This window comes from Pseudomonas sp. NPDC089407, from assembly GCF_044900445.1.
Lineage (GTDB): Bacteria > Pseudomonadota > Gammaproteobacteria > Pseudomonadales > Pseudomonadaceae > Aquipseudomonas.
Genome location: NZ_JBJDNB010000007.1, coordinates 150,309 through 173,221, shown reverse-complemented (window position 1 = coordinate 173,221; position 22,913 = coordinate 150,309). Strand labels below are relative to the sequence as shown.

The window sequence follows — 22,913 nt, the reverse complement described above, 5'->3', positions numbered from 1 at the left end:
CAACGATTTAGCCGTGTGGTGGGTAATTTTTAGCGCTGCTGCTACGTCCCGTAGGGATGTTTTGAGCACATTGTTTACCCAAGGAACCCACATGGCATTGCACCCCGATCTGGCGGCTTTTCTGGAACTGGTCGAATTTGGCCGGCTGACGGGCAGGAACCTGCCCATGCACGCGATGGGCGTGGCCCAGGCGCGGGCCGAGTTCGCCGCTAGCTCGCAGGTGCTCGACCCAAGCCCACCGGGCAGCGTCACGGTCAGCGAATTGCAGGCTACCGCGCGCGACGGCGCCAGCCTGGCGGCGCGCCTGTACCGCCAGGGCGACGCCGGTGCGGCCTTGCAGCCGGTGATCTTCTACCTGCATGGCGGTGGCTATGTGGTGGGCAGCCTCGACTCGCACGATTCGGTATGCCGCCGCCTGGCGGCACTGGGCGAGTACGCAGTGCTGGCGGCAGACTATCGGCTGGCGCCGGAGCAGCAGTTCCCGGTGGCACTGCACGATGTGCTGGATGTTGCCAACTGGCTGGCCGAGCAGGCGGCAGCGCTGGGCCTGGACAACCGCCGGGTGGTGTTGGCGGGGGACAGCGTAGGTGCCAGCCTGGCGGCGGTGTTGGCGATCATGGCGGTGGAGCAGCCCGAAGCGCTGGCGTTCAAGCCGCTGGCGCAATTGCTGTTCTACCCGGTGACCGATATTTCCTGCCAGCGCGATTCGCACCGTGAGCATGCCGAGGGGTACCTGCTGGAGACGCCTACCCTGGAGTGGTTCTACCAGCACTATGCACCGCAGCCCGAGCAGCGCCTGGACTGGCGGGTTTCGCCACTGCTGTCGTGCTTGCGTGAGCCGTTGGCACCGGCGTACCTGTGGGTGGCCGAGTACGACCCGCTGCATGACGAAGGCATTGCCTACCGGGACTGGTTGCTGGCGGGGGGAACGCCGGTGACCTTTGCGCGGGTGGAGGGGCTGACCCATGACTTTTTGCGCATGTCGGGGATTGTTGGGCAGGTTGAGGGGATTTATCGGGATGTCGGGGAGTGGTTGGCGCGGGTTGCTGGCCAGTCCTGACGTGAGATTGCCGGGGGCGCTTTGCGCCCCTTTCGCGACACAAGGCCGCTCCTACAGGAGGCCGCGGTCCCTTGTAGGAGCGGCCTTGCGTCGCGATGGGCCGCAAAGCGGCCCCTGGGCCTTACCCGCGAACGCGTTTGCTCAACACATCCACCAACCGCTCGACCTCCGCCTCGGTATTCAGCAACCCGGGCGCCGTGCGCACCACCGGCCCCGCGTCCCGTGACACTGCATCCACCACGATACGCTGGCGGTTAAGGTACTTGGCCACCTCATCGGCATCCTGCCCCTTGACCCTGAAAAAGCTGAACCCCGCCGAATACTGTGCACTGCGCGGCGTCACCAGCTCAACGCCAGGCACTGCCTCAAGCCGTTGCTTGAGTTGCTCGTTCAGCCCATGGATGCGCGCCTGTACCGCCGCCTTGCCCAGCTGCAGGTGCAGTTCGAAGGCCTTGCCCAACGCCCAGCGGTGCTCGAACGCGTGGTAGCCGCCTGGCGTCATCACCGTGGCGAAGTCTTCATTCTCCGAGAAACTCGCTATGGTCGGGATCAGCTGTTTCAGTTCGGTCGACGCCGCGCAGATGATCCCGGTCCCGCGCGGCCCGAACATCCACTTGTGGGTGCCAGAAATGAAGTAGTCGCAGTTGAAGTCGGCGAAGCGCATGTCCTCGACGCCAAAGCCATGCACACCGTCGATCACGTAGATGATCCGGTCCTGCTCGTCACGCTGCCGGTTGACCTCGCGCACCAGTGTGCCGATTTCGCCCACGGGCAGTTTCACGCCACTGCCCGAATGTACCCAGGTCATACCCAGCACCCGGGTTTTCGGCCTGATGGCCGCCGCAATCGTTGTCAGGACCTGGTCGGTACTGACCTTGGCCGGGTCTTCGAACAGGCGCAGGCGGCGTACCGCCGTGCCGTCACGCGCGGTGCGAAAGCCCAGGGTGTGGCGCGCGGCCGAATGCTCGTGCACGGTGGTGAGAATTTCCTGCCCCGGGGCGATCTTCAGGCCGCCATAGATCAGCCCCAGGCCTTCGGTGGTGCTGCCGGTCAGGGCGATCTGCCGCGGTGTCACTTCCAGGTAGCGCGCGGCCCATTCGCGCACGGCGGCTTCGTGTTTCCACTCCGACTGGCTGTCCCAGTCGACCATGTGTGCGGGCTGGCGGTCGAAGCGTGCGCGCAGGGCTTCGATGGCTTCACGCACCGGCCGTGGGTGCGAGGTAATCAGGAAGTTGGCGAAGTGCGCGTAGCTCGGGTCCAGCTCGAACAGGTCGCGAACAGCGGCCCAGTCGTTGGCCGAGGCGGGTTTCGCCGGCGCAGCCTGGGCGCTGGGCAACAGCGGGCCGGGGCTGGTAAAGGGCAAGGCAGCGGCCAGCAAGCCGGCCTGCTTGAGAAACGTGCGACGGTCGTTCATCGAGGTGCTCGAAAGGGGTCAGGGAGATGACGTGGCGACAGGCTGCGCGGCGCGCTGTACCTGCTCCCACACCCGCAGGAAGTTGCCGCCCCAGAGCTTGGCAATATCCGCTTCGGAGTAGCCGCGACTGATCAGCTCGGCCGTGACGTTGCGCGCTTGGCTGGTGTTCTGCCAGCCGTCGATGCCACCGCCCTCGTTAAAGTCCGAGCTGAGCCCGACGTGGTCGATGCCGACCTTGCGCACCGTGTAGTCGATGGCATCGCCATAGTCCTTGAGCGTTGCAGGCGGCTCTTCGTCGAGAATGCCGTACAGCGCGTTGGCGTACTGGCCGACCTTCTGTTCCGGCCAGCCGGCGATCACCGGGTCGCCGGGCATCAGCGCGTAGTTGAGGTTGGCCAGCGGTGGCAGGTCGTACCGGGCGCGCAAGGTATTGAGCTTGTCCTGGGTCTTGCTGCTCAGCGGTTTCAGGTAGGTGGAAAAGGCCACCAGCTGGATCACCCCGCCGCTGTCCTTGATCAGTTGCAGTTCCTTGTCGGAAAGGTTGCGGTTGATGTCGACCATGGCCCGTGGCGCCGAGTGCGAAGCCACCACCGGCGCGTGGCTGAGGGCGACCACCTGGGCCAGCGCCTTGCTCGACATCTGCGACACATCAATGATCACGCCCAGTTCGTTCAGCCGCTGCACCGCGCGCTTGCCGACAGGGGACAGGCCGTCGAGGGCATCGGCGGTGTCATTGAAGAACGGCAGCGGGCGCGAGGAGTCGGCCCAGCTGTTGTTGCCCACATAGCTGAAGCCGAACATGCGTACGCCGCGCGCGGCCCAGCGGTCGAGCTGGTCGATGTCGTCACCCAGCGCATAGGCGTTGAGCATGCTGAGGAACACCGCGAACTTGCCTTCGCCATGCAGGCGCCGCATGTCTTGTGGGGTGTAGGCGATGCCGACCTGTTGGGGGAAGTCGCGGACCATGGCGCTGATGGCGTTGTAGCGGACTTCCTGGGTGTGCCGGGCGGCCTCGACGAAACCAGGGGTAGGGCGGTGCGGCCCACCGTTACCAGTCCAGGATTCGGGCCAGGCGAAGATGGTCAGGGCAGCGCCCGACAAGCGCCCGCTGGCGGCCTTGGCCAGGTCGAAGCGGCCATTGCCATCCTTGTCGGCCTCGCTGCCTTCGGTGCCAAAGGTCAGAGGCAGGGTAATGTGGCTGTCGAACGAAATGATGCGTTCTTGCAGGTCGTTGGCCTGGCGGGTCACCTCACGCGAGTAGCCGGCAGGGGTAGCGAAATAGTGCCAGGCGGCAAACCCGGCGCCAGCGGCAACCGCCGCGGCCAGGCTGATAAACAGGGCTTTCTTCCAGCGTGGAGTCGTCATCTTGGTCTCAGTAGGTTCACCGTCGAGGGATGGGCACAGAGGCCGCCGCTACCTGCAGTGAACGAACGTGCATGCAGGAAATTTACTGCAAGCAGGGGGCCGCTTTGCGACCCAATCGCCGGCAAGCCAGCTCCCACAGGGACTGCGCCAGACGAGGGCTAGCGCAATGCTGTGGGAGCTGGCTTGCCGGCGATTAGGCTGCAACGCAGCCCCGTTAAATTTCGCAGGGGGTGCAACGTTCTAGCCTTGGACGGGCCGTGCTCCATGGCCGCAATGAATGCACAGGTATGCAATGACGATTTCCCGACGCGGTTTCATCGCCGGTGTGGCATTGACGGGTGTGGTGGTACCTGGCGCCCTGGGTGCGCTGTATGTGAAGCGCCAGCAGGAGGCCGAGGCATTCCCGGAAACGCCAGGCGAAGCCGTGGTCGAGCTGGCCGATGCCCGGCTGCAGCAGTTGGGCGACACCCTGCGCGGCATCTGGCGCTTCACCTTGCAGGGCAAGGATGCCGGTTTGGCCGGTTTGCCCAGCGGCGAGCTGGAGCTGTTCCTCGATGTGGCCGCCAGCGGCCGTGCGTTGCGCGGTTATCTGGACACCCCGGCGCGCCTGCGCGGTGACGCTGAACCGCGCTACCGCGTAGTCGGCGACCTGTTGGCCGACAAGCCGGGCACCTTGCGCTGGCGGCTATTCTCCGAGCAGGCGCGCTATGAGTGCCATATTGTGCTCGATGAAGTCTGGGGCCGCTTCGGCAATGCCGGGCCGGCCACCCTCAATGGCAGCCTGGCACGCATGGACCGCGCGCTGAGCTTGCCCGTGGAAGACAACCGCTTCCTGGCCTTGAAACGCACCTTTCCCGAGGCGCGCGAGCGCACCCCGCTGAACCCGCAGCTGCTGGCCTGGCTGATCGCCCCGGAGCATCGTCTGTTCCACCAGCTGTGGCATTCGTCACGGGACAAATGGCACAAGCTGGACAAGCGCAAGCAGGGCGCCCTGCGTGGTCTGGGCTGGCAACCGGGGCCACGTGACCGCGAGCGTGATGCGCGTGGGCGGCACAAGGACCGCAACGGTTCGGGCGAGGATTTTTTCTTCATGCACCGGCACATGCTGGGCAGTGCCCGTGCCCTGCAGGACCTGCCTTCCTGGCCGCGCTTCCCGCTGCCGCAGCCCGAGCTTGAGCGTGACCGCGCAGGTTTTGCCCGTTACTTCGACAACCATGACGGCAACGCCCTGCCACCCACCTGGCTGGCCAGCGGTGACGACGAGTACACGCAATGGGTTCGCGACATCAAGACGCCGGACACGTTTCACGCCAACTTCCAGGTGTGGGAATCGCGTTATACCGACCCGGACTACCTGAGCACCTTGACCCTGGGCCAGTTCGGTTCGGAGGTGGAACTGGGCCTGCACGACTGGTTGCACATGCGCTGGGCATCGGTGCCGCGTGACCCTTCCAACGGCATGCCGGTGCCGACGGCGCGCACACCGGACGACTTTGCCGAGCGCTGGTTTGCGGCGCAGAACGATTTCCTCGGTGACCCGTTTTCCTCCCATGTAAACCCGGTGTTCTGGCACTTCCATGGCTGGATCGACGACCGCATCGAGGACTGGTTTCGTGCCCATGAGCGGCTGCACCCGGGTGAGGTGCGCCGCCTGGAGGTCAACGGCGTGCCGTGGTTCGCTCCGGGGCGCTGGGTGGAAGTGGCCGATCCGTGGCTGGGGCCGGACACCCATGGCTGCTCGACGGTGCCCGGGCTGCGGCCCGGGCGCAGCGTGGAGATGGACCCGGAGACCATGAAACTGGCGCTGCGCATCATCTACAGCGATGAAGACCTGTTCGACAAGCTGCGGCCCAAGGTGCCGCAGCGGCCGTGGTATGCGCGTAATCTGAAAGTGCGCAGGTAATCGTTGCCTGACCCGGCCCTATCGCCGGCAAGCCAGCTCCCACAGGTATCCCACTAATAATTGCAAGGTTTGTGGAATACCTGTGGGAGCTGGCTTGCCGGCGATAGGGCCAGGTCAGTCAGACTCTACTGCCCGACCTGCCACCCCCCACCCAATGCCTTGTACAACGCCACGCTGCCTTGCAACCGGGCCAGGCGCAATTGTGCCTGCTGGTCCTGTGCCACATACAAGGTGCGTTGGGTCTCCAAAACGCTCAACAAGGTCTCGGCCCCCGCGCCATATCGCTGCTGTGCCAGGTCGGCGGCCAGTCGCGCCTGCTGGACTTCTTCATCCTGCCACTGCCGTTGGCGGTCCACGCCGTGGATGGCGTTCAGTGCTTTCTCGACATCGGCAAAGCCGGCCAGGATGCTGCTGCGGTAAGTCTCCAGCAGCTCCCCCTGTTCCGCCTCGGCCAGCTCGCGGGCAGCGCGCAGCCGGCCGTTATTGAAAATCGGTGCGACCAGGCCGTTGGTGAGGGTGTAATAGGCGCTGTCGAACAAATGGGCAAAGGCGTTGGCACCCGCCCCCAGGTTGGCCCCCAGGGTCAGCTTGGGCAGCATGGCAGCACGGGCGACCTGCACGTTGGCACTGGCCGCGGCCAGCCGCGCTTCTGCTGCGGCAATGTCCGGGCGACGGGTGAGCAGCGCGCTGGGGACGCCGCTGCCAATGGCTGGCCATTGCAGGGCTGCGATCGTTTCCTGGCTGGCCGGCAACAACTGCACGGGGTCGCCGAGCAGGGTCGCCAGGGTGACGCGGGTGTCTTGCCACTTCTGCTCCAGCAGCGGTAGCTGGCGTTGCTGGGTGGCGACCAGGCTGCGCTGCTGGGCCAGCTCCAGGCGCGTGGCCGAGCCGCTGCGCTGGCGTGCCTCGACCAGGCCCAGCACGTCCTGGGCATTGCGCAGGTTGAGGCGGGCGATACGCAACTGCTCTTCCACGGCCAGGCCCTGCAGGTAACTGTCAGCCACCGCACTGACCAGGGTCAGCTCCACGGTCTGGCGGTCGAAACGGCTGGCGTCGAGGCTGCGCAGGGCGTTGTCGCGGGTCGCGCGTAGGCCGCCCCAGAAGTCGATCTCGTAGCTGGCGCTCAGCTGCATGTCGAACGAGGTGCTGGTGGGCTGGTTGCGGCTGACGTCGAGCTGGTCATTGCCGTCGCCATGCAACAAGCGCTGACGGCTGCCGTTCAGGCCCAGTTGCAGCTCGGGCAGCATGGGCGCACCGGCAATGACTGCGCGGGCCTGGGCCTGGCGTACGCGTGCGGTGGCGGCGGCCAGGTCGTGGGCGTTGTGCAGCGCGTGCTGCACCAGGCGATCGAGCTCACGGCTGGCGAAGGCGTGCCACCACTGGGCCGTTGGCGAGTGTGCCGAGGCCGCGGCAACTTGGCCTTGCCAGGCAGGGGGCGCGGCGATGCCGCTGGCGGGTGGGGGCGGCGTGCTGCAGGCAGCTAGGCCAATGCACAGGGTCAACAGGCTGATGCGGCTAGGCAATGTCATGGGTTATTCGCTGGTAAGGGCTTTGACCGGGTCGAGGCGGGCGGCCTTGCGCGCGGGCATGAAGCCGAACACGATGCCGGTGACGACGGCGCAGGCGAAGGCGCCGAGCATGGCAGGCAGGGCAAACGCCACGGCCACCTCGGCCAGCATCAGGCCGCCGCCGATGGCCAGGGCCAGAACAATGCCGGCCAGGCCGCCGACCATCGACAACATCACCGCCTCACTGAGGAACTGGCGCAGGATGTCGCGCTGGCGCGCACCGGTGGCCATGCGGATGCCGATTTCGCGGGTGCGTTCGCGCACGGTCATCAGCATGATGTTCATCACACCAATGCCGCCCACCAGCAGCGAGATCGCGGCAATGGCGCCGAGCATCAGCGACAGGCTGTTCTGCGTGCGCGCTTCGGCCTGAATCAGCGCCGCGTCATTGGTCAGCTCGTAGTCCTGGCGGCCGTTGTGGCGTTGGCGCAACAGCTGGTCGATGGCGGCTTCGGCCTGGTTGACCCGGGTGGAATCGAGGGCGGCGACGGCGATGTAGTCCGGGTCGCGCTGGCCGAACAGGCGTATCGCGGCGGCGGAGTAGGGCACGGCGATGCGCCCGTCGCTGTCCTGGTCACCGGAGCTGGCGCCTTTGCCGGCGAGGATGCCGACCACCTGGAACGGCACGTTGCCGATCAGCAGGTATTGCCCCAGCGGGTCGCGCCCGGGGTCGAGCATTTTTTCCCGCACTTTCTGGCCAATGACCGCCACGGCGGCGGCATTGGCTTCGTCGCTTTCGCTGTAGAAGCTGCCTTGCACCGCCGGCCAGTTGAAGATTTCCGGGAAGTCGGTGTTGTTGCCGCCTACGTAGAACTTCTGGCTGTTGTTGCCATGGCGCACCATCAGTTTTTCGCCGATCACCGGCATCACGTGCTTGACCTGCGGCAGTTGGCCAATGGCCGCCACATCGTCCAGGGTGATGGTGCCGGCGGGTTCGCCCAGTGTCGCCGGCTTGCCGTTGAGGTAGAGGATGTTCGAACCAAAGGCCGCCATCTGCGCCATGACCTGTCGCTTGCTGCCTTCGCCCACGGCCAGCATCACCACCACCGAAGCCACACCGATAACGATACCCAGCAAGGTCAGGGCGGTGCGAAAGCGGTTGACCCACATCACTCGCCAGGCGGCCTGCAGGGCTTCGAGCAATTCGCCTTTCCAGGCGCCGCGCAGGGTGGCACCGCGGTCCAGGCGCTGGCGCAGCTGGTCGGCTTGCAGGCCTTGTGTGCTGTTGGCCGGGGCATTCCCGGCAGCCGAGTCACTGATGATCAGGCCGTCGCGTATCTCGATCACCCGCTGCGCCCGCGCCGCCACTTCGCGGTCGTGAGTGATCAGAATGATCACGTGCCCCTGGCTGGCCAGTTCGTCGAGCAACGCCATCACCTCGGTGCCGCTGTGGCTGTCGAGGGCACCGGTGGGTTCGTCGGCAAGAATGATATGGCCGCCGTTCATCAAGGCGCGGGCAATCGATACCCGCTGCTGCTGGCCACCCGACAACTGGTGCGGGCGGTTGCCGGTGCGGCTGGCCAGGCCCAGGCGGCCGAGCAGGGCGCTGGCCCGGGCGTGGCGCTCGCTGGCATCGATGCCGGCATAGATGGCCGGCATTTCGACGTTTTCCTGGGCCGAGCCCGAGGGGATCAGGTGATAGCCCTGGAACACGAAGCCAAACGCTTCACGGCGCAACCAGGCCAGCTCGTCGCTGCCCAGGTCGGCCACGTCCTTGCCGGCAAAGCGGTAGCTGCCGGCGCTGGGGCGGTCGAGGCAGCCGAGGATGTTCATCAACGTCGACTTGCCGGAGCCGGAGGCGCCGACGATGGCGACGAACTCGCCGGGGTGGATGGCAAGGCTGATGCCGTGGAGGATGTCGACCCTGGGGGTGTCGACGCCGCCGTACGATTTGCGGATGTCGACCAGTTCGATCAGGGGTGTGCTCATTCAGCCTCCACTCACGGCAGGGGCGCCGATGACCAGGCGTTCGCCTTCGCTGAGGCCGTCCAGCACCTGCACTCGCAGGCGGTCGCTGAGGCCGGTGCGCACCTTGCGCGGTTCCACCTTGCCGTCGCCGGTCAGGACATGCGCCAGGCGCAGGCCGTCACCGTCCTCCAGCGCGGCCAGCGGCACGGTCAGCACCTGGCTGGCCTGGCCGGCGACGAAGAACACTTGCGTGGTCATTTCGGCCATCAACGCGCCGTCCGGGTTGTCGACATCCAGCAGTACGCTGTACTGCACCACCTGGCTACCGGCGCTGCCATTGCTGACGCTGGCCGGGCTGCCGCCCCCCTGGCTGGCCTGCTCCAGCGGCTTGGGCGGGATCGGCAGTACTTGGCGCACGGTGCTGGCCCAGCGGCGCTTGCCGCCGGCCAGCGTGGTGAAATAAGCGCTCATGCCTGGCTGGACCTTGCCGATGTCGGCTTCCGACACCTGCGCCCACACGGTCATCGGCGAAAGCCTGGCGATACGCAGGATCAGCGGGGTTTGCTGCTGGGCATTAAGGGTTTGCCCTTCGCGGGCATCCACGGCCACGACGGTACCGTCCATGGGGGCGTAGATGCGCGTGTAGCCCAGTTCGGCTTCGTCACTGCGCAGGCTGGCCTGGGCCTGGCGGATCTGTGCCTGGAACATGTCGATGCGTGCCTGGGTGACTTTCAGCTGCGCCGCGGCAGTTTGCACGTCCTCGTCGCGGGTGGCACCGGCGGCGGCCAGGTCGCGCTGGCGCTTGAGCTGCTGTTGGGCCAGCAGGTATTGCGCACGCTGCTCTGCCAGCTGGGCCTTGAGGTTGTCGATCGAGAAGCGCCCGGCATCCAGCCGGGCCTGCTGGGTCGAGGGGTCGATCTCGACCAGCAACTCACCCTTGCTCACCGTGTCGCCGACTTCGACGTGCAGCTTGTGGATCTGCCCGGATGCCTGTGCGCCGACATCCACGTAGCGCCGCGGTTGCAAGGTGCCCAGTGCTGTCACACTGCTTTCGATATCGGCGCGGGTCACGGCAACCGTGCTCAGAGGCTGCGCGCCGTAGGGCAGGGTCTTCCAGGCCAGCAGGCTGCCCAGGCCCAGCAGGCCAAGGCCAGTGAGCAGGGCACGGCGACGGGGGGTGGTTAAAGGTCTCATGCTGACATCCAGCCAAGGGGGTGCCAGATAGACGTAAGGGGGGGGGAGGGATTTAGCGGAGATTGGGTGGGGGCTGACTGGTGTATGGCTACAGGGTTGTGGCGCCTGGGAGATCGAGCGCCGCCCGCGCGGCGCTCGATCTCACAGGCAGCAAATATCTATAGACATACCCTTGTTGCTGAGAATAATTATAATTTGTAAGATCGCACGTTGACATCACTCGGTCCGCAGGACGATCTCAGGTAACGTCGTGGAACATTACTATCGCGAACTGGTGGGCTTCCTTTCCGCGCGTCTGGGTAGTCGCCAGGCCGCCGAGGACGTGGCGCACGATGCTTACCTGCGGGTGCTGGAACGCACTGACGCCGAGCGCATCGAGCATCCTCGCGCCTTCCTCTACCGTACCGCACTCAACCTGGTGGTCGACCGTCACCGGCGCCATCTGGTGCGTCAGGCCGAGCCACTGGAGGTGCTGGACAGCGATGAGCGCTGGCACACAGCCGCGCCTGCCCACGCCCTGCAGCTTGACCAGCGCCTGGCGCTGATGCAGCGTGCGCTGGACGAGCTAAGCAAGGTCTGCCGCGAGTGCTTTCTGTTGCGCAAGCTAGATGGCCTGTCGCACCAGCAAATTGCCCAGCACCTGGGCATCTCGCGCAGCCTGGTGGAAAAGCACATCGTCAATGCCATGAAGCACTGCCGGGTGCGCATGCGTGAGTGGGATTCCTGAGTGGCGAATTAAAGACGATTGCAAATTCCGTCACTCAATTACTTGATTTCTGCGCATTTCCCGACTTCTATCAAAGAAGACCGCTGTCAGGCGTGGCCTTGGCAGTAGCCGTTACTGGCGCAGTAGGTCATGGAATGCACCCATTACCCAACTGCCCAGGTCCGTCCATGGCAAACAAGACCCTGCGCATCCTCATCGCCGACGCACACCCGTGCCAGCGCCTGCAGTTGGAGCGGCTGCTCAATGGCCTGGGCTATTACCGGATAGCCCCGGTGGACAGCTTCGAGGAGTTGCAGCGCCTGGTGCAGTGCGCCTTACAGCCTTTCCACCTGTTGCTGGGCAATATCGAACTGGCCAGCCATGCCGGGGTCGACCTGGAGCGCTTTTGCCGTGTCAGTTCGCAGATCCAGCACGCCCTGCTTTACCACTCAGCCCAGTTGAAAGTACCTGCGGTGTCGCAGGTCGAGCGCCAGGCGGTCAGCCTGAGCCTGCCCCAGGCGCCCGATAGCGAGGCGCTCGAGTCATTCATGGCGATCATTGACGCGCCGCTGCTGGTCGGCAAGTTGCCGCTGCCGGGCACCCTGTCGGGCAATGCTGCGCGACCGCGGCCACGGGCCAACTTCGCCCATACGGTGTTCAACCGCTAGCGCTGCAACAGCGAAGCACGGCGGGGCCGCGTTGCGGCCCATCGCCGGCAAGCCAGCTCCCACAGGGATCGCGCAATTCCAGAAGTTTGCACGCTCCCTGTGGGAGCTGGCTTGCCGGCGATGGGCTGCAAAGCAGCCCCAATGTGCTGACTGATCGGCATTGGGGGCAACAGGGCGGCTATTTGATATGCTCTTGCCCTTTGCCGATTTGCGGATTCTGCCATGACTGCCATCGATACCGCTCGCCCGCCCCGGTTCAGCCGCGGCGACCACCGGACCTTGGGCCTGGCGGCGTTGGGCGGCGCGCTGGAAATTTACGACTTCATCATTTTCGTATTCTTTGCGCTGACCCTCAGCCAGCTATTCTTCCCGCCCGAAATGCCCGAATGGCTGCGCTTGCTGCAAAGCTTCGGCATTTTCGTCACCGGTTACCTGGCGCGGCCACTGGGCGGCATCCTGATGGCGCACTTTGCCGACCACCTGGGGCGCAAGCGGGTGTTCAGCCTGAGCATACTGATGATGGCCCTGCCGTGCCTGCTGATCGGGGTGATGCCGACCTACGCCGACATTGGCTACGCCGCGCCGCTTATCCTGCTGGCCCTAAGGATCCTTCAGGGTGCCGCCGTGGGCGGTGAAGTGCCAAGCGCCTGGACCTTCGTCGCCGAGCACGCGCCCAACGGGCGGCGCGGCTATGCCCTTGGCTTTCTGCAGGCCGGGCTGACCTTCGGCTACCTGCTGGGGGCGTTGACCGCGACCCTGCTGGCGCAACTGTTCAGCCCACAGGAAATCCTCGACTACGCCTGGCGCTACCCGTTCCTGCTGGGCGGCGTGTTTGGTGTGATGGGTGTGTGGTTGCGCCGCTGGCTGAGCGAAACCCCCGTGTTCCTGGCCCTACGCGCGCGCCAGGAGCAAACCGTGACGTTTCCGCTACGGCGTGTGCTGGGCGAGCACCGCCGGGCATTGATCCCGGCCGCGCTGCTGACCTGCGTGCTGACTTCGGCCGTGGTGGTGCTGGTGGTGATCACCCCGACAGTGATGCAACAGCGCTTCGGCATGACTGCCGGGCACACCTTCGCCCTCAGCAGCGTGGGCATCGTCTTCCTCAACATTGGCTGCGTGCTGGCTGGGCTGCTGGTCGACCGTGTGGGCGCCTGGCGTGCGCTGATGCTCTACAGCCTGTTGCTGCCGTTGGGTGTCGGCGTGTTGTACGCCAGCCTGGTGGGGCAGTGGGGCATGACCTGGCTGGCCTATGCACTGGCGGGGTTGAGCTGCGGCGTGGTGGGGGTAGTGCCGTCGGTGATGGTCGGCCTGTTCCCGGCGGAAATTCGCGTGTCTGGGATTTCCTTCACCTACAACATCGCTTACGCGCTATGGGCCAGCACCACACCGCTGGCACTGATTGCGCTGATGCCGTGGAGCCCGTGGGTGTGTGTCGGCTTTTGTCTGGTCATGGGGGCGGTGGGGCTGCTGACAGCCTTGTATTTCGGGCGTCGTGAGCCATTGGTGTTTGCGGCGGAGCCGATGCCGGTCATGTGTGGTGACAAATGAACATGTAGCGGTCTTGGGGGACTGAGGCAGACTCCATGCATCTGACGTGGCCTGCAGTTGATGATTTGCTCATCGTGTCCTTCAAGGAGTTGTATTCATGAGGTGTCCAATATGCGGCGGTTCGGAGCTTACGCCTGACATTCAGGGCATGCCCTTTAGCTACAAAGGCGAGACGACTGTAATCCCTGATGTAAGTGGCGATTACTGTTCTGCATGTGGCGAATGTGTACTGAGCCATGATGAAGCCATGCGTGTCAGTAATCTGATGACGGCATTCGAGCGTCAGATCAATGCAGCTGTTGTGGATCCTTCCTTCATTGCCTCCATGCGCAGGAAGTTTGACCTCGACCAGCGTGAAGCGGGGGAAATTTTCGGTGGTGGGGTCAATGCGTTCTCCCGTTACGAAAACGGCAAGACCACGCCGCCAGTGGCGCTAGTGAAACTGCTCAAACTGCTGGATCGCCACCCCGAGCTTTTCGAGGAAGTGCGCACGGCCTGATGCGGTCCCGGTTTCCGAACGATGCCACCTTTGTAGGAGCGGCCTTGTGTCGCGATCGGGCTGCGCAGCAGCCCCATGATCTCAGCATTGGCACAAATTGCTGGGGCCGCTACGCGGCCCGATCGCGACACGAGGCCGCTCCTACATGGGCCAACAAAAAGCCCCCGGCTCTCACGAACCGGGGGCTTTTTGTTGGCGCAAGGGCAGAGTGCCTTACATGTTCGGGTAGTTCGGCCCGCCAGCGCCTTCAGGGGTAACCCAGGTGATGTTCTGGGCCGGGTCCTTGATGTCGCAGGTCTTGCAGTGCACGCAGTTCTGCGCGTTGATCTGGAAGCGCTTGTTGCCGTCTTCCTGGGTGACCACTTCGTACACGCCCGCGGGGCAGTAACGCTGGGCCGGCTCGTCGTACAGCGGCAGGTTGCTGGCGATCGGCACGTTCGGGTCGGTCAGCTTCAGGTGGCAGGGTTGTTCCTCTTCGTGGTTGGTGCTGGAGAGGAATACCGAGCTGAGCTTGTCGAAGCTGAGCTTGCCGTCCGGTTTCGGGTAGTCGATCTTCTGCGAATCGGCGGCCAGCTTCAGGCAGGCGTAGTCCGGCTTGGTGTCGTGCAGGGTGAACGGCAGCTTGCCGCCGAACCAGTTCTGGTCAACATAGTTGAACGCACCACCAAGCAGTGGGCCGAACTTGTGGATGGCCGCGCCAAAGTTACGGCTGGCGAACAGTTCTTCATGCAACCAGCTGGCCTTGAATGCGCTGACATAGCCGTTCAGCTTGTCGCCGCCTTCGCTGCCGGCAGCCAGTGCGTCGGCGACGGCCTCGGCGGCGAGCATGCCGGACTTCATGGCGGTATGGCTGCCTTTGATCTTCGAGAAGTTCAGGGTGCCCAGGTCGCAACCGATCAGCGCACCGCCGTCGAAGACCATTTTCGGCAGCGAGTTCAGGCCACCTTTGGCAATTGCACGGGCACCGTAGCTGATGCGCTTGCCGCCTTCGAGGTACTGGCTGATCACCGGGTGGTGCTTGAGGCGTTGGAACTCGTCGAACGGCGACAGGTACGGGTTGGCATAGGAAAGGTCGACGATCAGGCCGACCACCACCTGGTTGTTTTCCAGGTGGTAGAGGAACGAACCACCGGTGTTGTCCTTGGCCATTACGTCGAGCGGCCAGCCAGCGGTGTGCACCACCAGGCCCTGCTCGTGCTTGGCCGGGTCGATTTCCCAGATTTCCTTCAGGCCGATGCCGTAATGCTGGACGTCGGACTCGTTGTCGAGGTTGAAGCGCTTGATCAGCTGCTTGCCGATATGGCCGCGGCAGCCTTCGGCGAACAGCGTGTACTTGGCGCGCAGTTCCATGCCCGGGGTGTACAGGCCGTCCTTCGGGTTGCCTTCACGGTCGACACCCAGGTCGCCGGTCACGATGCCGCGGACGACGCCGTTGTCGTCGAACAGCGCTTCCTGGGCAGCGAAGCCCGGGTAGATTTCCACGCCGAGGTTTTCGGCCTGCTGGGCCAGCCAGCGGCACAGGTTGCCCAGCGAAATGATGTAGTTGCCATGGTTGTGCATGGTCTTGGGCACGAACAGGTCAGGCACCTTGGTGGCACTGCCGGCATCCTTGAGCACGTAGATGTCGTCGCGCTTCACTTCGGTGTTCAGCGGGGCGCCGAGCGCTTTCCAGTCGGGGAACAGCTCGTTCAGCGCGCGCGGTTCGAACACCGCGCCGGAGAGGATGTGGGCGCCGACTTCAGAGCCTTTTTCCACCACGCAGACGCTGATTTCGCTACCGGCTTCGGCGGCCTTCTGCTTCAGGCGGCAGGCGGCGGACAGGCCCGCCGGGCCGGCGCCGACGATGACCACGTCGAATTCCATGTATTCGCGTTCCACAGGTTCTCTCCTACTCATCAAGGCTCGTGCTGTTGCTTTGTCTTATGGGTGCTTGCGCGCAGTGGCTCATCACGGGAGCGAAACTGTAGCTGCGCAAATGACGGACTACACCGTTTTGTCTTGGCCGCGCATTATATCTACACCACTTGGCGGGTCCAATACAAACGTTTGTTTGAATTTGCCGCAGGCCAGTAAAATCACAGGAACGCGGCTGGAGGGTGACCGATTTGCCGTATTGACCGGATTGGGTGTTACGGTCAAGATACGAGCGGTTTTACGTTCGCCGTAGGCTTGCAGCCGGGCGCAGGTACACCTCTAAAGACCAGGTGTGGAGCAGGGTTTTGCGGGCTTAGGCCGGTTTGTAGTGGAGTTTACACGCCACGACAGGAAATGACCCGTGAGTATTTGTCGCAAGAGTCCGGACAAGACTGTTCGGTCACAGTGAGGATACTGCCCCCGGTACGTTTTTAGAGGTGCCCTTGTACCCACGCGCATCGCTGGGCTCTGCCCCAGGCGACTATCTATTCACCGGAGAGTAACGAGGAATCCATGAAGGTTCTTGTAGCTGTCAAACGAGTGGTCGACTACAACGTCAAGGTTCGCGTCAAAGCGGACAACTCCGGCGTCGACCTTGCTAACGTCAAGATGTCCATGAACCCCTTCTGCGAAATCGCCGTCGAGGAAGCCGTCCGCCTGAAGGAAAAAGGCGTGGCCACCGAGATCGTCGTGGTTTCCGTCGGCCCGACCACTGCCCAGGAGCAACTGCGTACCGCCCTGGCCCTGGGTGCCGACCGTGCCATCCTGGTCGAAGCTGCCGATGAACTGAACTCCCTGGCCGTGGCCAAGGCGCTGAAAGCCGTTGTCGACAAGGAGCAGCCGCAGCTGGTCATCCTCGGCAAACAGGCCATCGACAGCGACAACAACCAGACCGGCCAGATGCTGGCTGCGCTGACCGGCTACGCCCAGGGCACGTTCGCCTCCAAGGTCGAAGTCGCCGGCGACAAGCTGAACGTCACCCGTGAAATCGACGGCGGCCTGCAGACGGTGGCACTGAACCTGCCTGCCATCGTCACCACCGACCTGCGCCTGAACGAGCCACGCTATGCGTCGCTGCCGAACATCATGAAGGCCAAGAAGAAGCCGCTGGAGACCGTCAAGCCTGACGATCTGGGCATTTCTCTCGTTTCGACCAACAAGACCGTCAAAGTTGAAGCGCCGGCTGCCCGCAGCGCTGGCATCAAGGTCAAATCGGTGGCCGAACTGGTCGAGAAGCTGAAGAACGAAGCGAAGGTAATCTAAATGACTATCCTGGTTGTCGCTGAATACGAGAACGGTGCCGTAGCCCCGGCCACCCTGAACACTGTCGCCGCTGCCGCCAAGATCGGTGGTGATGTGCACGTACTGGTCGCTGGCCAGAACGTCGGTGGCGTTGCCGAATCCGCCGCCAAGATCGCTGGCGTGGCCAAGGTGCTGGTTGCCGATAACGCTGCCTACGCCCATGTGCTGCCGGAAAACGTCGCGCCGCTGATCGTCGAGCTGGCTGCTGGTTACAGCCACGTGCTGGCCCCGGCCACCACCAACGGCAAGAACATCCTGCCGCGCGTTGCCGCGCTGCTGGACGTGGACCAGATCTCCGAGATCATCTCGGTCGAGTCCGCCGACACCTTCAAGCGCCCGATCTATGCCGGTAACGCCATTGCCACCGTGCAATCGAGCGCTGCGGTCAAGGTCATCACCGTGCGTACCACCGGTTTCGACCCGGTCGCTGCCGAAGGTGGTTCGGCTGCCGTTGAAGCGGTGGGCGCTGCCCACAACGCCGGCATTTCGGCCTTCGTCGGCGAAGAGCTGGCCAAGTCCGACCGCCCAGAGCTGACCGCTGCCAAGATCGTCGTGTCTGGCGGCCGTGGCATGGGCAACGGTGACAACTTCAAGCACCTGTACAGCCTGGCCGACAAGCTCGGTGCTGCCGTGGGAGCCTCGCGTGCCGCCGTCGACGCCGGTTTTGTGCCGAACGACATGCAGGTCGGTCAGACCGGCAAGATCGTTGCGCCACAGCTGTACATCGCCGTCGGTATCTCCGGCGCGATCCAGCACCTGGCTGGCATGAAGGACTCCAAGGTGATCGTTGCGATCAACAAGGATGAAGAAGCGCCGATCTTCCAGGTGGCCGACTACGGTCTGGTCGCTGACCTGTTCGAAGCGGTTCCGGAGCTGGAAAAGCTGGTCTGATCCGGCTGCTTCACTTATAAAGAACCCGGCCCTGCTACAGGGGGCCGGGTTTTTTTTGGCCTGTACCGGCCCTATCGCTGGCAAGCCAGCTCCTACAGGTACAGCACTGCCCTCGAGCGCTGCGCTGTAACTGTGGGGGCTGGCTTGCCGGCGATAGGGCCGGAGCAAGCATTAGAAGGAGTGACGGATGACGTTGTGCGGAATGGGCAAGGCGTTGGCATGTGTGGCGTTGCTGGTGTCACCCGTGGCGATGGCCGCAGGTAAATGCGAGCGCCTGGTGGCAACCGGCAGCCCTGATGCGCCGCCTTATTCGTGGCAAGACCCGAAAGACCCGAAACACTTGATCGGCGCCAACGTCGACCTGTTGCGCCAGGTGGCTGGCGAGCTGGGTGTAAAGGTTGAGGTGTTGAATGCCGGCCGCCGCGACCAGGCGCTGGAAGAAGTGCGCAGCGGGCGCATGGACCTGCTGCTCGACACGCCCATGCAGGTGGAGCAACTGACTGCGCTGGATTACATCCACCCGCCATTGCAGCTCAACGAGTACCTGGTGTGGACCCGCCACGATGCGCAACTGACCTTCGACGGCCCGGCCGATCTGGCCCGCTACCAGGGCAGTTTGTCCGAGCGCGCGCGGTTGACCCCGGCGTTTACCGCTTTCGCCAAGGCCCAGCTCAAGCTGGTGCCGGCGCAAAACCTGACCCAGGCGTTCCAGAAGCTGGTGCTCGGCCAGGTGGACTATGTGCTGGCAGGCCGCTACTCCGGCATGGCCATGGCGCAGAGCCTGGGCATGAGCAATGACCTGATCGCCCGCGGCCTGCCGGTGGATCGCCCGGGGCTGTACCTGGCGCTGTCGCACAACTCCGCCTGCAATGACAGCTGGTTGCGTGGGCAATTGGCGAAAAAACTGACAGAATTGCCGATCTCCGGTGCGTCAGAGGCGGTACTGCAACGTAATGTCGAGCGCTGGAAAGCGCAGTTGCAGGTACCGGCGGACGCCCCCAAACACTAGGAAGATTGCGTGAGAACCCAACCACTAATCCTTGCCCTGGCCGTGCTCGGCCTGGCTGGCTGCGCCAATGACCCTGCCCCTGTCGAGCAGATGCGCATCTCCGAGCAGGCGCTTGAGCAGGCCAGGGCCGTTGGCGCCACCGAGCAGGTCGAAACGCTGAAGCTGGCGGAAGACAAGCTGGCCCGGGCCAAGAGCAACATGCTGACTGAAGACTACCGCGATGCGCGCATGCGCGCCGAGCAGGCCGAGCTGGATGCACGCCTGGCAGAAGCCCAAGTACTGAACCAGAAGAGCGAAGAGCAATTGCAGTTGCTGCAGTCGCGGGTCAAGCGTTTGCGCAAGCAGCTGGAGGTGCAGCCATGAGCCGCCGTTCGCCATTGGCCGTAATGGCCTTGCTGATGCTGGCGGCGGGCGTGCAAGGTTGCGCCAGCCAGCGCAGCAGCGCTGCACTGGATGATGCCACTGCCGCCTTCCAGAAGGTCAAGGATGATTCTGACGTGTTGCGCAGTGCGCCGCGTGATGTGATTCGCGCAGGCGAGTCGCTGGCGCGCGCCGAACGCCTTTCCAGCTACATCGGCACCGGTTCTGATGTACGCCATTACGCCTACCTCAGCCAGCGTTACAGCGAGATTGCCAGCGAGCATGCCAAGCTGGCGCTGAGCCAGGAGCGCCAGGCCAAGCTCGATCTGGAGCGTCAGCGCCTGCAGTTGGCATTGCGCGAGGCCAAGTTGGCCAGCGTGCAGCAGCAGGGCAAGTGGGTCGAGTCGCAGATTGCTGCGCTGGCCTCGGAACAGGCCGACCGTGGCCTGGTAATGACCCTGGGAGACGTGCTGTTCGACACTGGCAGTGCCGACCTGAAGAGCTCCGCCAGCCGGACCGTGCTCAAGCTGGTGCAGTTCCTGCAACTGAACCCGCGCCGGGTGGTGCGTATCGAGGGCTATACCGACAGCACCGGTGCCCCCGAGGACAACGTCAAGTTGTCGCGCGATCGGGCCCAGTCCGTGGCCGACATGCTGGTGGACCTGGGCATCGACGAGAAGCGCCTGCAGGTGGAAGGTTATGGCGACCAGTACCCGATCGAGGCCAATGCTTCGGAGCGGGGCAGGGCGCAGAACCGCCGGGTCGAAATCGTGTTCTCGGATGAAAAAGGCAAGCTCGCGCCGGCGCGCTGAGAATGAGTGGTTCGCCTCGAATCCGTCAGCGCCTGTGAAATCGAGCGCCGCCCGCGCGGCGCTTCGCGGGGCAAGCCCGCTCCCACATTTGTTTCGGGCTAGTCCCTCCTGTGCCAGGCGCGCGCGACCGCCTTGTCTGTACGACGCGATATTGAGGCATGCGCTAAAGGGTTCGCGCGCAAATCGCACAGGAATAATTGGCCCGAAACAAATGTGGGAGCGGGCTTGCCCCGCGAAGCGCCGCGCGGGCGGCGCTCGATCTCACAGGCGCCTAAGATGTTGTGGCGACCCTGCCATCTGTCCCAGTACACTTTGCAACTGTTACGGTATCCTCTACCGTCAGTGAGTCGCACAAGAATAACGAGCCCGTCCGCGCGTCGAGATCCAGCCATGACCAACCTGCTGCTGTACCAGCGTATCGCCCAGCAACTGGCCGATGACATCCGTCGCGGTGTCTACCAGCCAGGCGAGCGGGTACCCTCCGTGCGCAAGATGAGCGCCCAGCTCAATGTCAGCCATGCCACGGTGTTGCAGGCCTATGCCAACCTCGAAGACCAAGGTTTGATCCGGGCGCGGCCGCAGTCGGGCTACTACGTACACCAGACCCCGGCCCTGACCGCGCAAACCCCGGACATCGCCAGGGTGGAGCGCCCTGGCCTGGTAACGCGGGCCAGCATCATCCAGCAGGTGTTGACTGAAGCACGCCGCGACGGCGTATTCCCGTTCGGTGCCGCAGTACCGCATGTCGATTACCTGCCAGTGCGCGCCCTGCACCAGCAGATTGCCAAAGTGACGCGCTTCCATAGCCCGCGTGCCTTCAGCTACATGTTCAGCCCAGGCTTCGAGCCGCTACGCCGGCAGATCGCCATTCGCATGCGCGATGCTGGCGTGCTGGTCGACCCGCGTGAAGTGATCGTGACCCATGGCTGTGTCGATGCGCTGCAGATGTCGCTGCGCGTGCTGACCCGCCCTGGCGACCTGATTGCCGCCGAGTCGCCCACCTACTATGGCTTGCTGCAGTTGGCGGACTTGCTGGGCCTGAAAGTGATCGAGATCCCCAGCGACCCGTCCACCGGCATCAGCCTCGAAGCCTTGCAGCTGGCGGCCAACCAGTGGTCGATCAAGGCCCTGGTGCTGACGGCGCGCCTGAGTAATCCGCTGGGAGGCACGGTGCCTGAGGAGCGGCAGAAACAGCTGCTGCGCCTGGCATCGGACTTCGATATCCAGATCATCGAAGACGACATCTACGGCGAATTGATGTTCGAACAGGGGAAGACTAAGGCGCTCAAGGCCTTCGACCGGCTCGACCGGGTGATCTACTGCTCGAGCTTCTCCAAGACCCTGTCTCCCGGTGTGCGGGTGGGCTGGATGATCGCCGGTCGATATCAGGACGAGATCCAGCGCCTGCAAACCTTCACTACCCACTCGGCCTGCAGCGTGACGCAGATGGGCGTGGCGGCCTACCTGGAAAATGGCGGCTACGATCGGCACCTGCGCTACATACGCCAGGAGTATCGCAAGAACCTCAGTGCCTATCAGCTGGCGGTGCAGCAGCACTTCCCCGAAGGTACCCAGATGACCCGGCCAACCGGCGGTTTCATCCTTTGGGTGAGCCTGCCCGGGCGGGTCAATACGCAAGAGCTGCATGTGCGCGCGCTGGAGCAGGGCATCAGCATTGCACCGGGGCTCATATTCAGTAACACAGAGCAGTTCAACCACTGTATCCGCCTTAATTGCGGCATTCCGTGGAACAAAGAGGCCGAGCGCGCTGTGATTACGCTGGGTTTGCTGGCACAACAGTTGTGCCGGGAGCCTGCACTCACACTTTTGTAAGGCTTGCCAGCAGCCTGTGGAACAGAGAGCATACGCACCTTTCCTGTCAGTCTGTCCATTTGCCATGAATGCCTTACGCCGTCTTGTTCTGATCCTGTGCCTTGCGCCGTTCTGCTATGCGGGCGGCGCGGCCTTGGCGGCGCCGCCGGCCAGCCAGGCGCAGCCAGCCCAGGGCAAGCCGGTGCAGAAAAAGCCGGCAACCAAGCCTGTGCAGAAACCGGCGGCAAAGCCGGCTGTCAAGAGCAAGGCCAAGCCTGTGCACAAGCCGGTCAGCAAGGCAGTTGCCAAGCCATTGCCCAAGGCAAAGCTCGACCTCAGCCTGCCAACCGATATGGTCGACAACCTTGAGCCGAATGTAGGTACACCTTCGCCCATCCAGCGTCGCAAACCTTTGCTGCCACCGATGTTTGCCGATAAGCCAGAGAGCAGCGACAGCCCGTTCCAGCTCAATGGCCGGCTTATCAACAACGAAATGCAGCTGCAGTTGCGCAATGACAGCCGTCATGACGTGGAAGGGGCGGCCATCGATTTCGAGTATCGCCAGTAGGCGCAAACTGACTGCAGGGTCACGGCACATTTCATCGTGCCAGCAATTTCAAACGCCTGTTTGAGCGGTTACTATCCAGGGACGTTCGTCCCGTTTTGTTCCAGGGAGTCCTGATTTTGGTGAATAACCATGAACTGCCGTGAGGGCTGCGGTGCCTGCTGCATTGCCCCGTCCATTACGTCTGCCATGCCGCGCATGCCTAATGGCAAGCCGGCGGGCGAGCGCTGCCTGCACCTGACTGCAGCCAACCTCTGCGACCTGTTCGGCAAGCCTGAGCGGCCGGCAGTGTGTGGCGGGTTCAAGGCGGATGCCGAGGTGTGCGGCAGTGACCGTGACGAGGCGATCAGGATTCTTGGCTGGTGGGAGCAGATGACGGCGGCGTAATCGGCTGGATCTTCGACAACAAGGATAA

20 protein-coding genes are annotated in these 22,913 nt (G+C 63.9%); 14 read left to right on the top strand and 6 right to left on the bottom strand.

The features are described from left to right. Positions 1 to 91: 91 nt before the first annotated feature. On the top strand, positions 92 to 1,060 hold the full coding sequence (locus ACI2KG_RS08165; RefSeq protein ID WP_404661515.1) for an alpha/beta hydrolase: 969 nt from the start codon (positions 92 to 94) through the stop codon (positions 1,058 to 1,060). 121 nt (positions 1,061 to 1,181) lie between these two features. Here the strand turns inward: ACI2KG_RS08165 and ACI2KG_RS08160 are convergent, their stop codons facing one another. Next, positions 1,182 to 2,474, bottom strand: a complete 1,293-nt coding sequence (locus tag ACI2KG_RS08160; RefSeq protein WP_404661514.1) for an aminotransferase class V-fold PLP-dependent enzyme — start codon at positions 2,472 to 2,474, stop codon at positions 1,182 to 1,184. Between the two features lie 18 nt (positions 2,475 to 2,492). Beyond that, on the bottom strand, positions 2,493 to 3,839 hold the full coding sequence (locus ACI2KG_RS08155; RefSeq protein WP_404661513.1) for a dipeptidase: 1,347 nt from the start codon (positions 3,837 to 3,839) through the stop codon (positions 2,493 to 2,495). A gap of 292 nt (positions 3,840 to 4,131) precedes the next feature. Here ACI2KG_RS08155 and ACI2KG_RS08150 point away from each other — a divergent pair, with 292 nt between their 5' ends. After that, complete coding sequence (locus tag ACI2KG_RS08150; RefSeq protein WP_404661512.1) at positions 4,132 to 5,742, top strand: PvdJ/PvdD/PvdP-like protein; 1,611 nt, start codon at positions 4,132 to 4,134, stop codon at positions 5,740 to 5,742. Between the two features lie 125 nt (positions 5,743 to 5,867). On the opposite strand, the gene ACI2KG_RS08145 is transcribed toward ACI2KG_RS08150, so the two are convergent. From ACI2KG_RS08145 to ACI2KG_RS08135, 3 genes are read right to left on the bottom strand one after another with little or no spacing between them, the layout of a single operon-like run. Next, the gene (locus tag ACI2KG_RS08145) at positions 5,868 to 7,271 is read right to left on the bottom strand and encodes an efflux transporter outer membrane subunit (protein ID WP_404661511.1); all 1,404 of its coding nucleotides are present in this window, start codon (positions 7,269 to 7,271) and stop codon (positions 5,868 to 5,870) included. A gap of 3 nt (positions 7,272 to 7,274) precedes the next feature. After that, on the bottom strand, positions 7,275 to 9,239 hold the full coding sequence (locus ACI2KG_RS08140; RefSeq protein WP_404661510.1) for a MacB family efflux pump subunit: 1,965 nt from the start codon (positions 9,237 to 9,239) through the stop codon (positions 7,275 to 7,277). Then, the gene (locus ACI2KG_RS08135; RefSeq protein WP_404661509.1) at positions 9,240 to 10,412 is read right to left on the bottom strand and encodes an efflux RND transporter periplasmic adaptor subunit; all 1,173 of its coding nucleotides are present in this window, start codon (positions 10,410 to 10,412) and stop codon (positions 9,240 to 9,242) included. It abuts the gene before it with no gap. A gap of 250 nt (positions 10,413 to 10,662) precedes the next feature. Between ACI2KG_RS08135 and ACI2KG_RS08130 the strand changes: the two genes are divergently transcribed. The 4 genes from ACI2KG_RS08130 (at position 10,663) to ACI2KG_RS08115 (ending at position 13,833) form a co-directional block, all read left to right on the top strand. Continuing rightward, positions 10,663 to 11,139 (top strand): sigma-70 family RNA polymerase sigma factor, encoded by a 477-nt coding sequence (locus tag ACI2KG_RS08130; RefSeq protein WP_404661508.1) that lies wholly within the window; start codon positions 10,663 to 10,665, stop codon positions 11,137 to 11,139. Positions 11,140 to 11,306: 167 nt separating this feature from the next. Continuing rightward, a complete protein-coding gene (locus ACI2KG_RS08125; protein WP_404661507.1) occupies positions 11,307 to 11,786 on the top strand; it encodes a histidine kinase in 480 nt (159 codons plus the stop codon). A gap of 222 nt (positions 11,787 to 12,008) precedes the next feature. Then, positions 12,009 to 13,334, top strand: coding sequence for an MFS transporter (locus ACI2KG_RS08120; protein WP_404661506.1), 1,326 nt, complete (start codon positions 12,009 to 12,011; stop codon positions 13,332 to 13,334). Between the two features lie 97 nt (positions 13,335 to 13,431). Beyond that, entirely contained in the window at positions 13,432 to 13,833 is a 402-nt protein-coding gene (locus ACI2KG_RS08115; RefSeq protein WP_404661505.1) for a type II TA system antitoxin MqsA family protein, read from the top strand. Positions 13,834 to 14,046: 213 nt separating this feature from the next. On the opposite strand, the gene ACI2KG_RS08110 is transcribed toward ACI2KG_RS08115, so the two are convergent. Then, the gene (locus ACI2KG_RS08110) at positions 14,047 to 15,729 is read right to left on the bottom strand and encodes an electron transfer flavoprotein-ubiquinone oxidoreductase (protein WP_404661504.1); all 1,683 of its coding nucleotides are present in this window, start codon (positions 15,727 to 15,729) and stop codon (positions 14,047 to 14,049) included. Between the two features lie 531 nt (positions 15,730 to 16,260). On the opposite strand from ACI2KG_RS08110, the gene ACI2KG_RS08105 reads away from it, so the two are divergent. The 8 genes from ACI2KG_RS08105 to ACI2KG_RS08070 all read left to right on the top strand — a co-directional run bounded on the left by ACI2KG_RS08105 (position 16,261) and on the right by ACI2KG_RS08070 (position 22,885). Further along, entirely contained in the window at positions 16,261 to 17,010 is a 750-nt protein-coding gene (locus ACI2KG_RS08105; protein WP_404661503.1) for an electron transfer flavoprotein subunit beta/FixA family protein, read from the top strand. Then, a complete protein-coding gene (locus ACI2KG_RS08100; protein WP_404661502.1) occupies positions 17,011 to 17,940 on the top strand; it encodes an electron transfer flavoprotein subunit alpha/FixB family protein in 930 nt (309 codons plus the stop codon). It begins immediately after the preceding gene. Positions 17,941 to 18,127: 187 nt separating this feature from the next. Beyond that, on the top strand, positions 18,128 to 18,949 hold the full coding sequence (locus ACI2KG_RS08095) for a substrate-binding periplasmic protein (RefSeq protein WP_404661501.1): 822 nt from the start codon (positions 18,128 to 18,130) through the stop codon (positions 18,947 to 18,949). A gap of 9 nt (positions 18,950 to 18,958) precedes the next feature. Then, the gene (locus ACI2KG_RS08090; protein WP_400614124.1) at positions 18,959 to 19,312 is read left to right on the top strand and encodes a DUF4398 domain-containing protein; all 354 of its coding nucleotides are present in this window, start codon (positions 18,959 to 18,961) and stop codon (positions 19,310 to 19,312) included. After that, positions 19,309 to 20,121: an OmpA family protein gene (locus ACI2KG_RS08085; RefSeq protein ID WP_404661500.1), complete on the top strand. Its 813-nt coding sequence runs from the start codon at positions 19,309 to 19,311 to the stop codon at positions 20,119 to 20,121. The genes ACI2KG_RS08090 and ACI2KG_RS08085 overlap by 4 nt, the downstream gene beginning before the upstream one ends. A 390-nt stretch (positions 20,122 to 20,511) precedes the next feature. Next, positions 20,512 to 21,954 carry a PLP-dependent aminotransferase family protein gene (locus ACI2KG_RS08080; RefSeq protein ID WP_012273358.1) on the top strand — a complete coding sequence of 481 codons (1,443 nt, stop codon included), beginning with the start codon at positions 20,512 to 20,514 and terminating at the stop codon, positions 21,952 to 21,954. A gap of 64 nt (positions 21,955 to 22,018) precedes the next feature. Continuing rightward, positions 22,019 to 22,501 (top strand): hypothetical protein, encoded by a 483-nt coding sequence (locus ACI2KG_RS08075; RefSeq protein ID WP_404661499.1) that lies wholly within the window; start codon positions 22,019 to 22,021, stop codon positions 22,499 to 22,501. A 129-nt stretch (positions 22,502 to 22,630) separates the two neighbouring features. Continuing rightward, on the top strand, positions 22,631 to 22,885 hold the full coding sequence (locus tag ACI2KG_RS08070) for a YkgJ family cysteine cluster protein (RefSeq protein WP_400614131.1): 255 nt from the start codon (positions 22,631 to 22,633) through the stop codon (positions 22,883 to 22,885). The last annotated feature ends 28 nt before the right edge of the window (positions 22,886 to 22,913 follow it).

Excerpts from the sequence above, each read along its gene's own strand:
- ACI2KG_RS08165 (WP_404661515.1), top strand. The coding sequence starts at position 92 with ATGGCATTGCACCCCGATCTGGCGGCTTTTCTGGAACTGGTCGAATTT.
- ACI2KG_RS08160 (WP_404661514.1), bottom strand. The coding sequence starts at position 2,474 with ATGAACGACCGTCGCACGTTTCTCAAGCAGGCCGGCTTGCTGGCCGCT.
- ACI2KG_RS08155 (WP_404661513.1), bottom strand. The coding sequence starts at position 3,839 with ATGACGACTCCACGCTGGAAGAAAGCCCTGTTTATCAGCCTGGCCGCG.
- ACI2KG_RS08150 (WP_404661512.1), top strand. The coding sequence starts at position 4,132 with ATGACGATTTCCCGACGCGGTTTCATCGCCGGTGTGGCATTGACGGGT.
- ACI2KG_RS08145 (WP_404661511.1), bottom strand. The coding sequence starts at position 7,271 with ATGACATTGCCTAGCCGCATCAGCCTGTTGACCCTGTGCATTGGCCTA.
- ACI2KG_RS08140 (WP_404661510.1), bottom strand. The coding sequence starts at position 9,239 with ATGAGCACACCCCTGATCGAACTGGTCGACATCCGCAAATCGTACGGC.
- ACI2KG_RS08135 (WP_404661509.1), bottom strand. The coding sequence starts at position 10,412 with ATGAGACCTTTAACCACCCCCCGTCGCCGTGCCCTGCTCACTGGCCTT.
- ACI2KG_RS08125 (WP_404661507.1), top strand. The coding sequence starts at position 11,307 with ATGGCAAACAAGACCCTGCGCATCCTCATCGCCGACGCACACCCGTGC.
- ACI2KG_RS08120 (WP_404661506.1), top strand. The coding sequence starts at position 12,009 with ATGACTGCCATCGATACCGCTCGCCCGCCCCGGTTCAGCCGCGGCGAC.
- ACI2KG_RS08115 (WP_404661505.1), top strand. The coding sequence starts at position 13,432 with ATGAGGTGTCCAATATGCGGCGGTTCGGAGCTTACGCCTGACATTCAG.
- ACI2KG_RS08110 (WP_404661504.1), bottom strand. The coding sequence starts at position 15,729 with ATGAGTAGGAGAGAACCTGTGGAACGCGAATACATGGAATTCGACGTG.
- ACI2KG_RS08105 (WP_404661503.1), top strand. The coding sequence starts at position 16,261 with ATGAAGGTTCTTGTAGCTGTCAAACGAGTGGTCGACTACAACGTCAAG.
- ACI2KG_RS08100 (WP_404661502.1), top strand. The coding sequence starts at position 17,011 with ATGACTATCCTGGTTGTCGCTGAATACGAGAACGGTGCCGTAGCCCCG.
- ACI2KG_RS08095 (WP_404661501.1), top strand. The coding sequence starts at position 18,128 with ATGACGTTGTGCGGAATGGGCAAGGCGTTGGCATGTGTGGCGTTGCTG.
- ACI2KG_RS08085 (WP_404661500.1), top strand. The coding sequence starts at position 19,309 with ATGAGCCGCCGTTCGCCATTGGCCGTAATGGCCTTGCTGATGCTGGCG.
- ACI2KG_RS08080 (WP_012273358.1), top strand. The coding sequence starts at position 20,512 with ATGACCAACCTGCTGCTGTACCAGCGTATCGCCCAGCAACTGGCCGAT.
- ACI2KG_RS08075 (WP_404661499.1), top strand. The coding sequence starts at position 22,019 with ATGAATGCCTTACGCCGTCTTGTTCTGATCCTGTGCCTTGCGCCGTTC.
- ACI2KG_RS08070 (WP_400614131.1), top strand. The coding sequence starts at position 22,631 with ATGAACTGCCGTGAGGGCTGCGGTGCCTGCTGCATTGCCCCGTCCATT.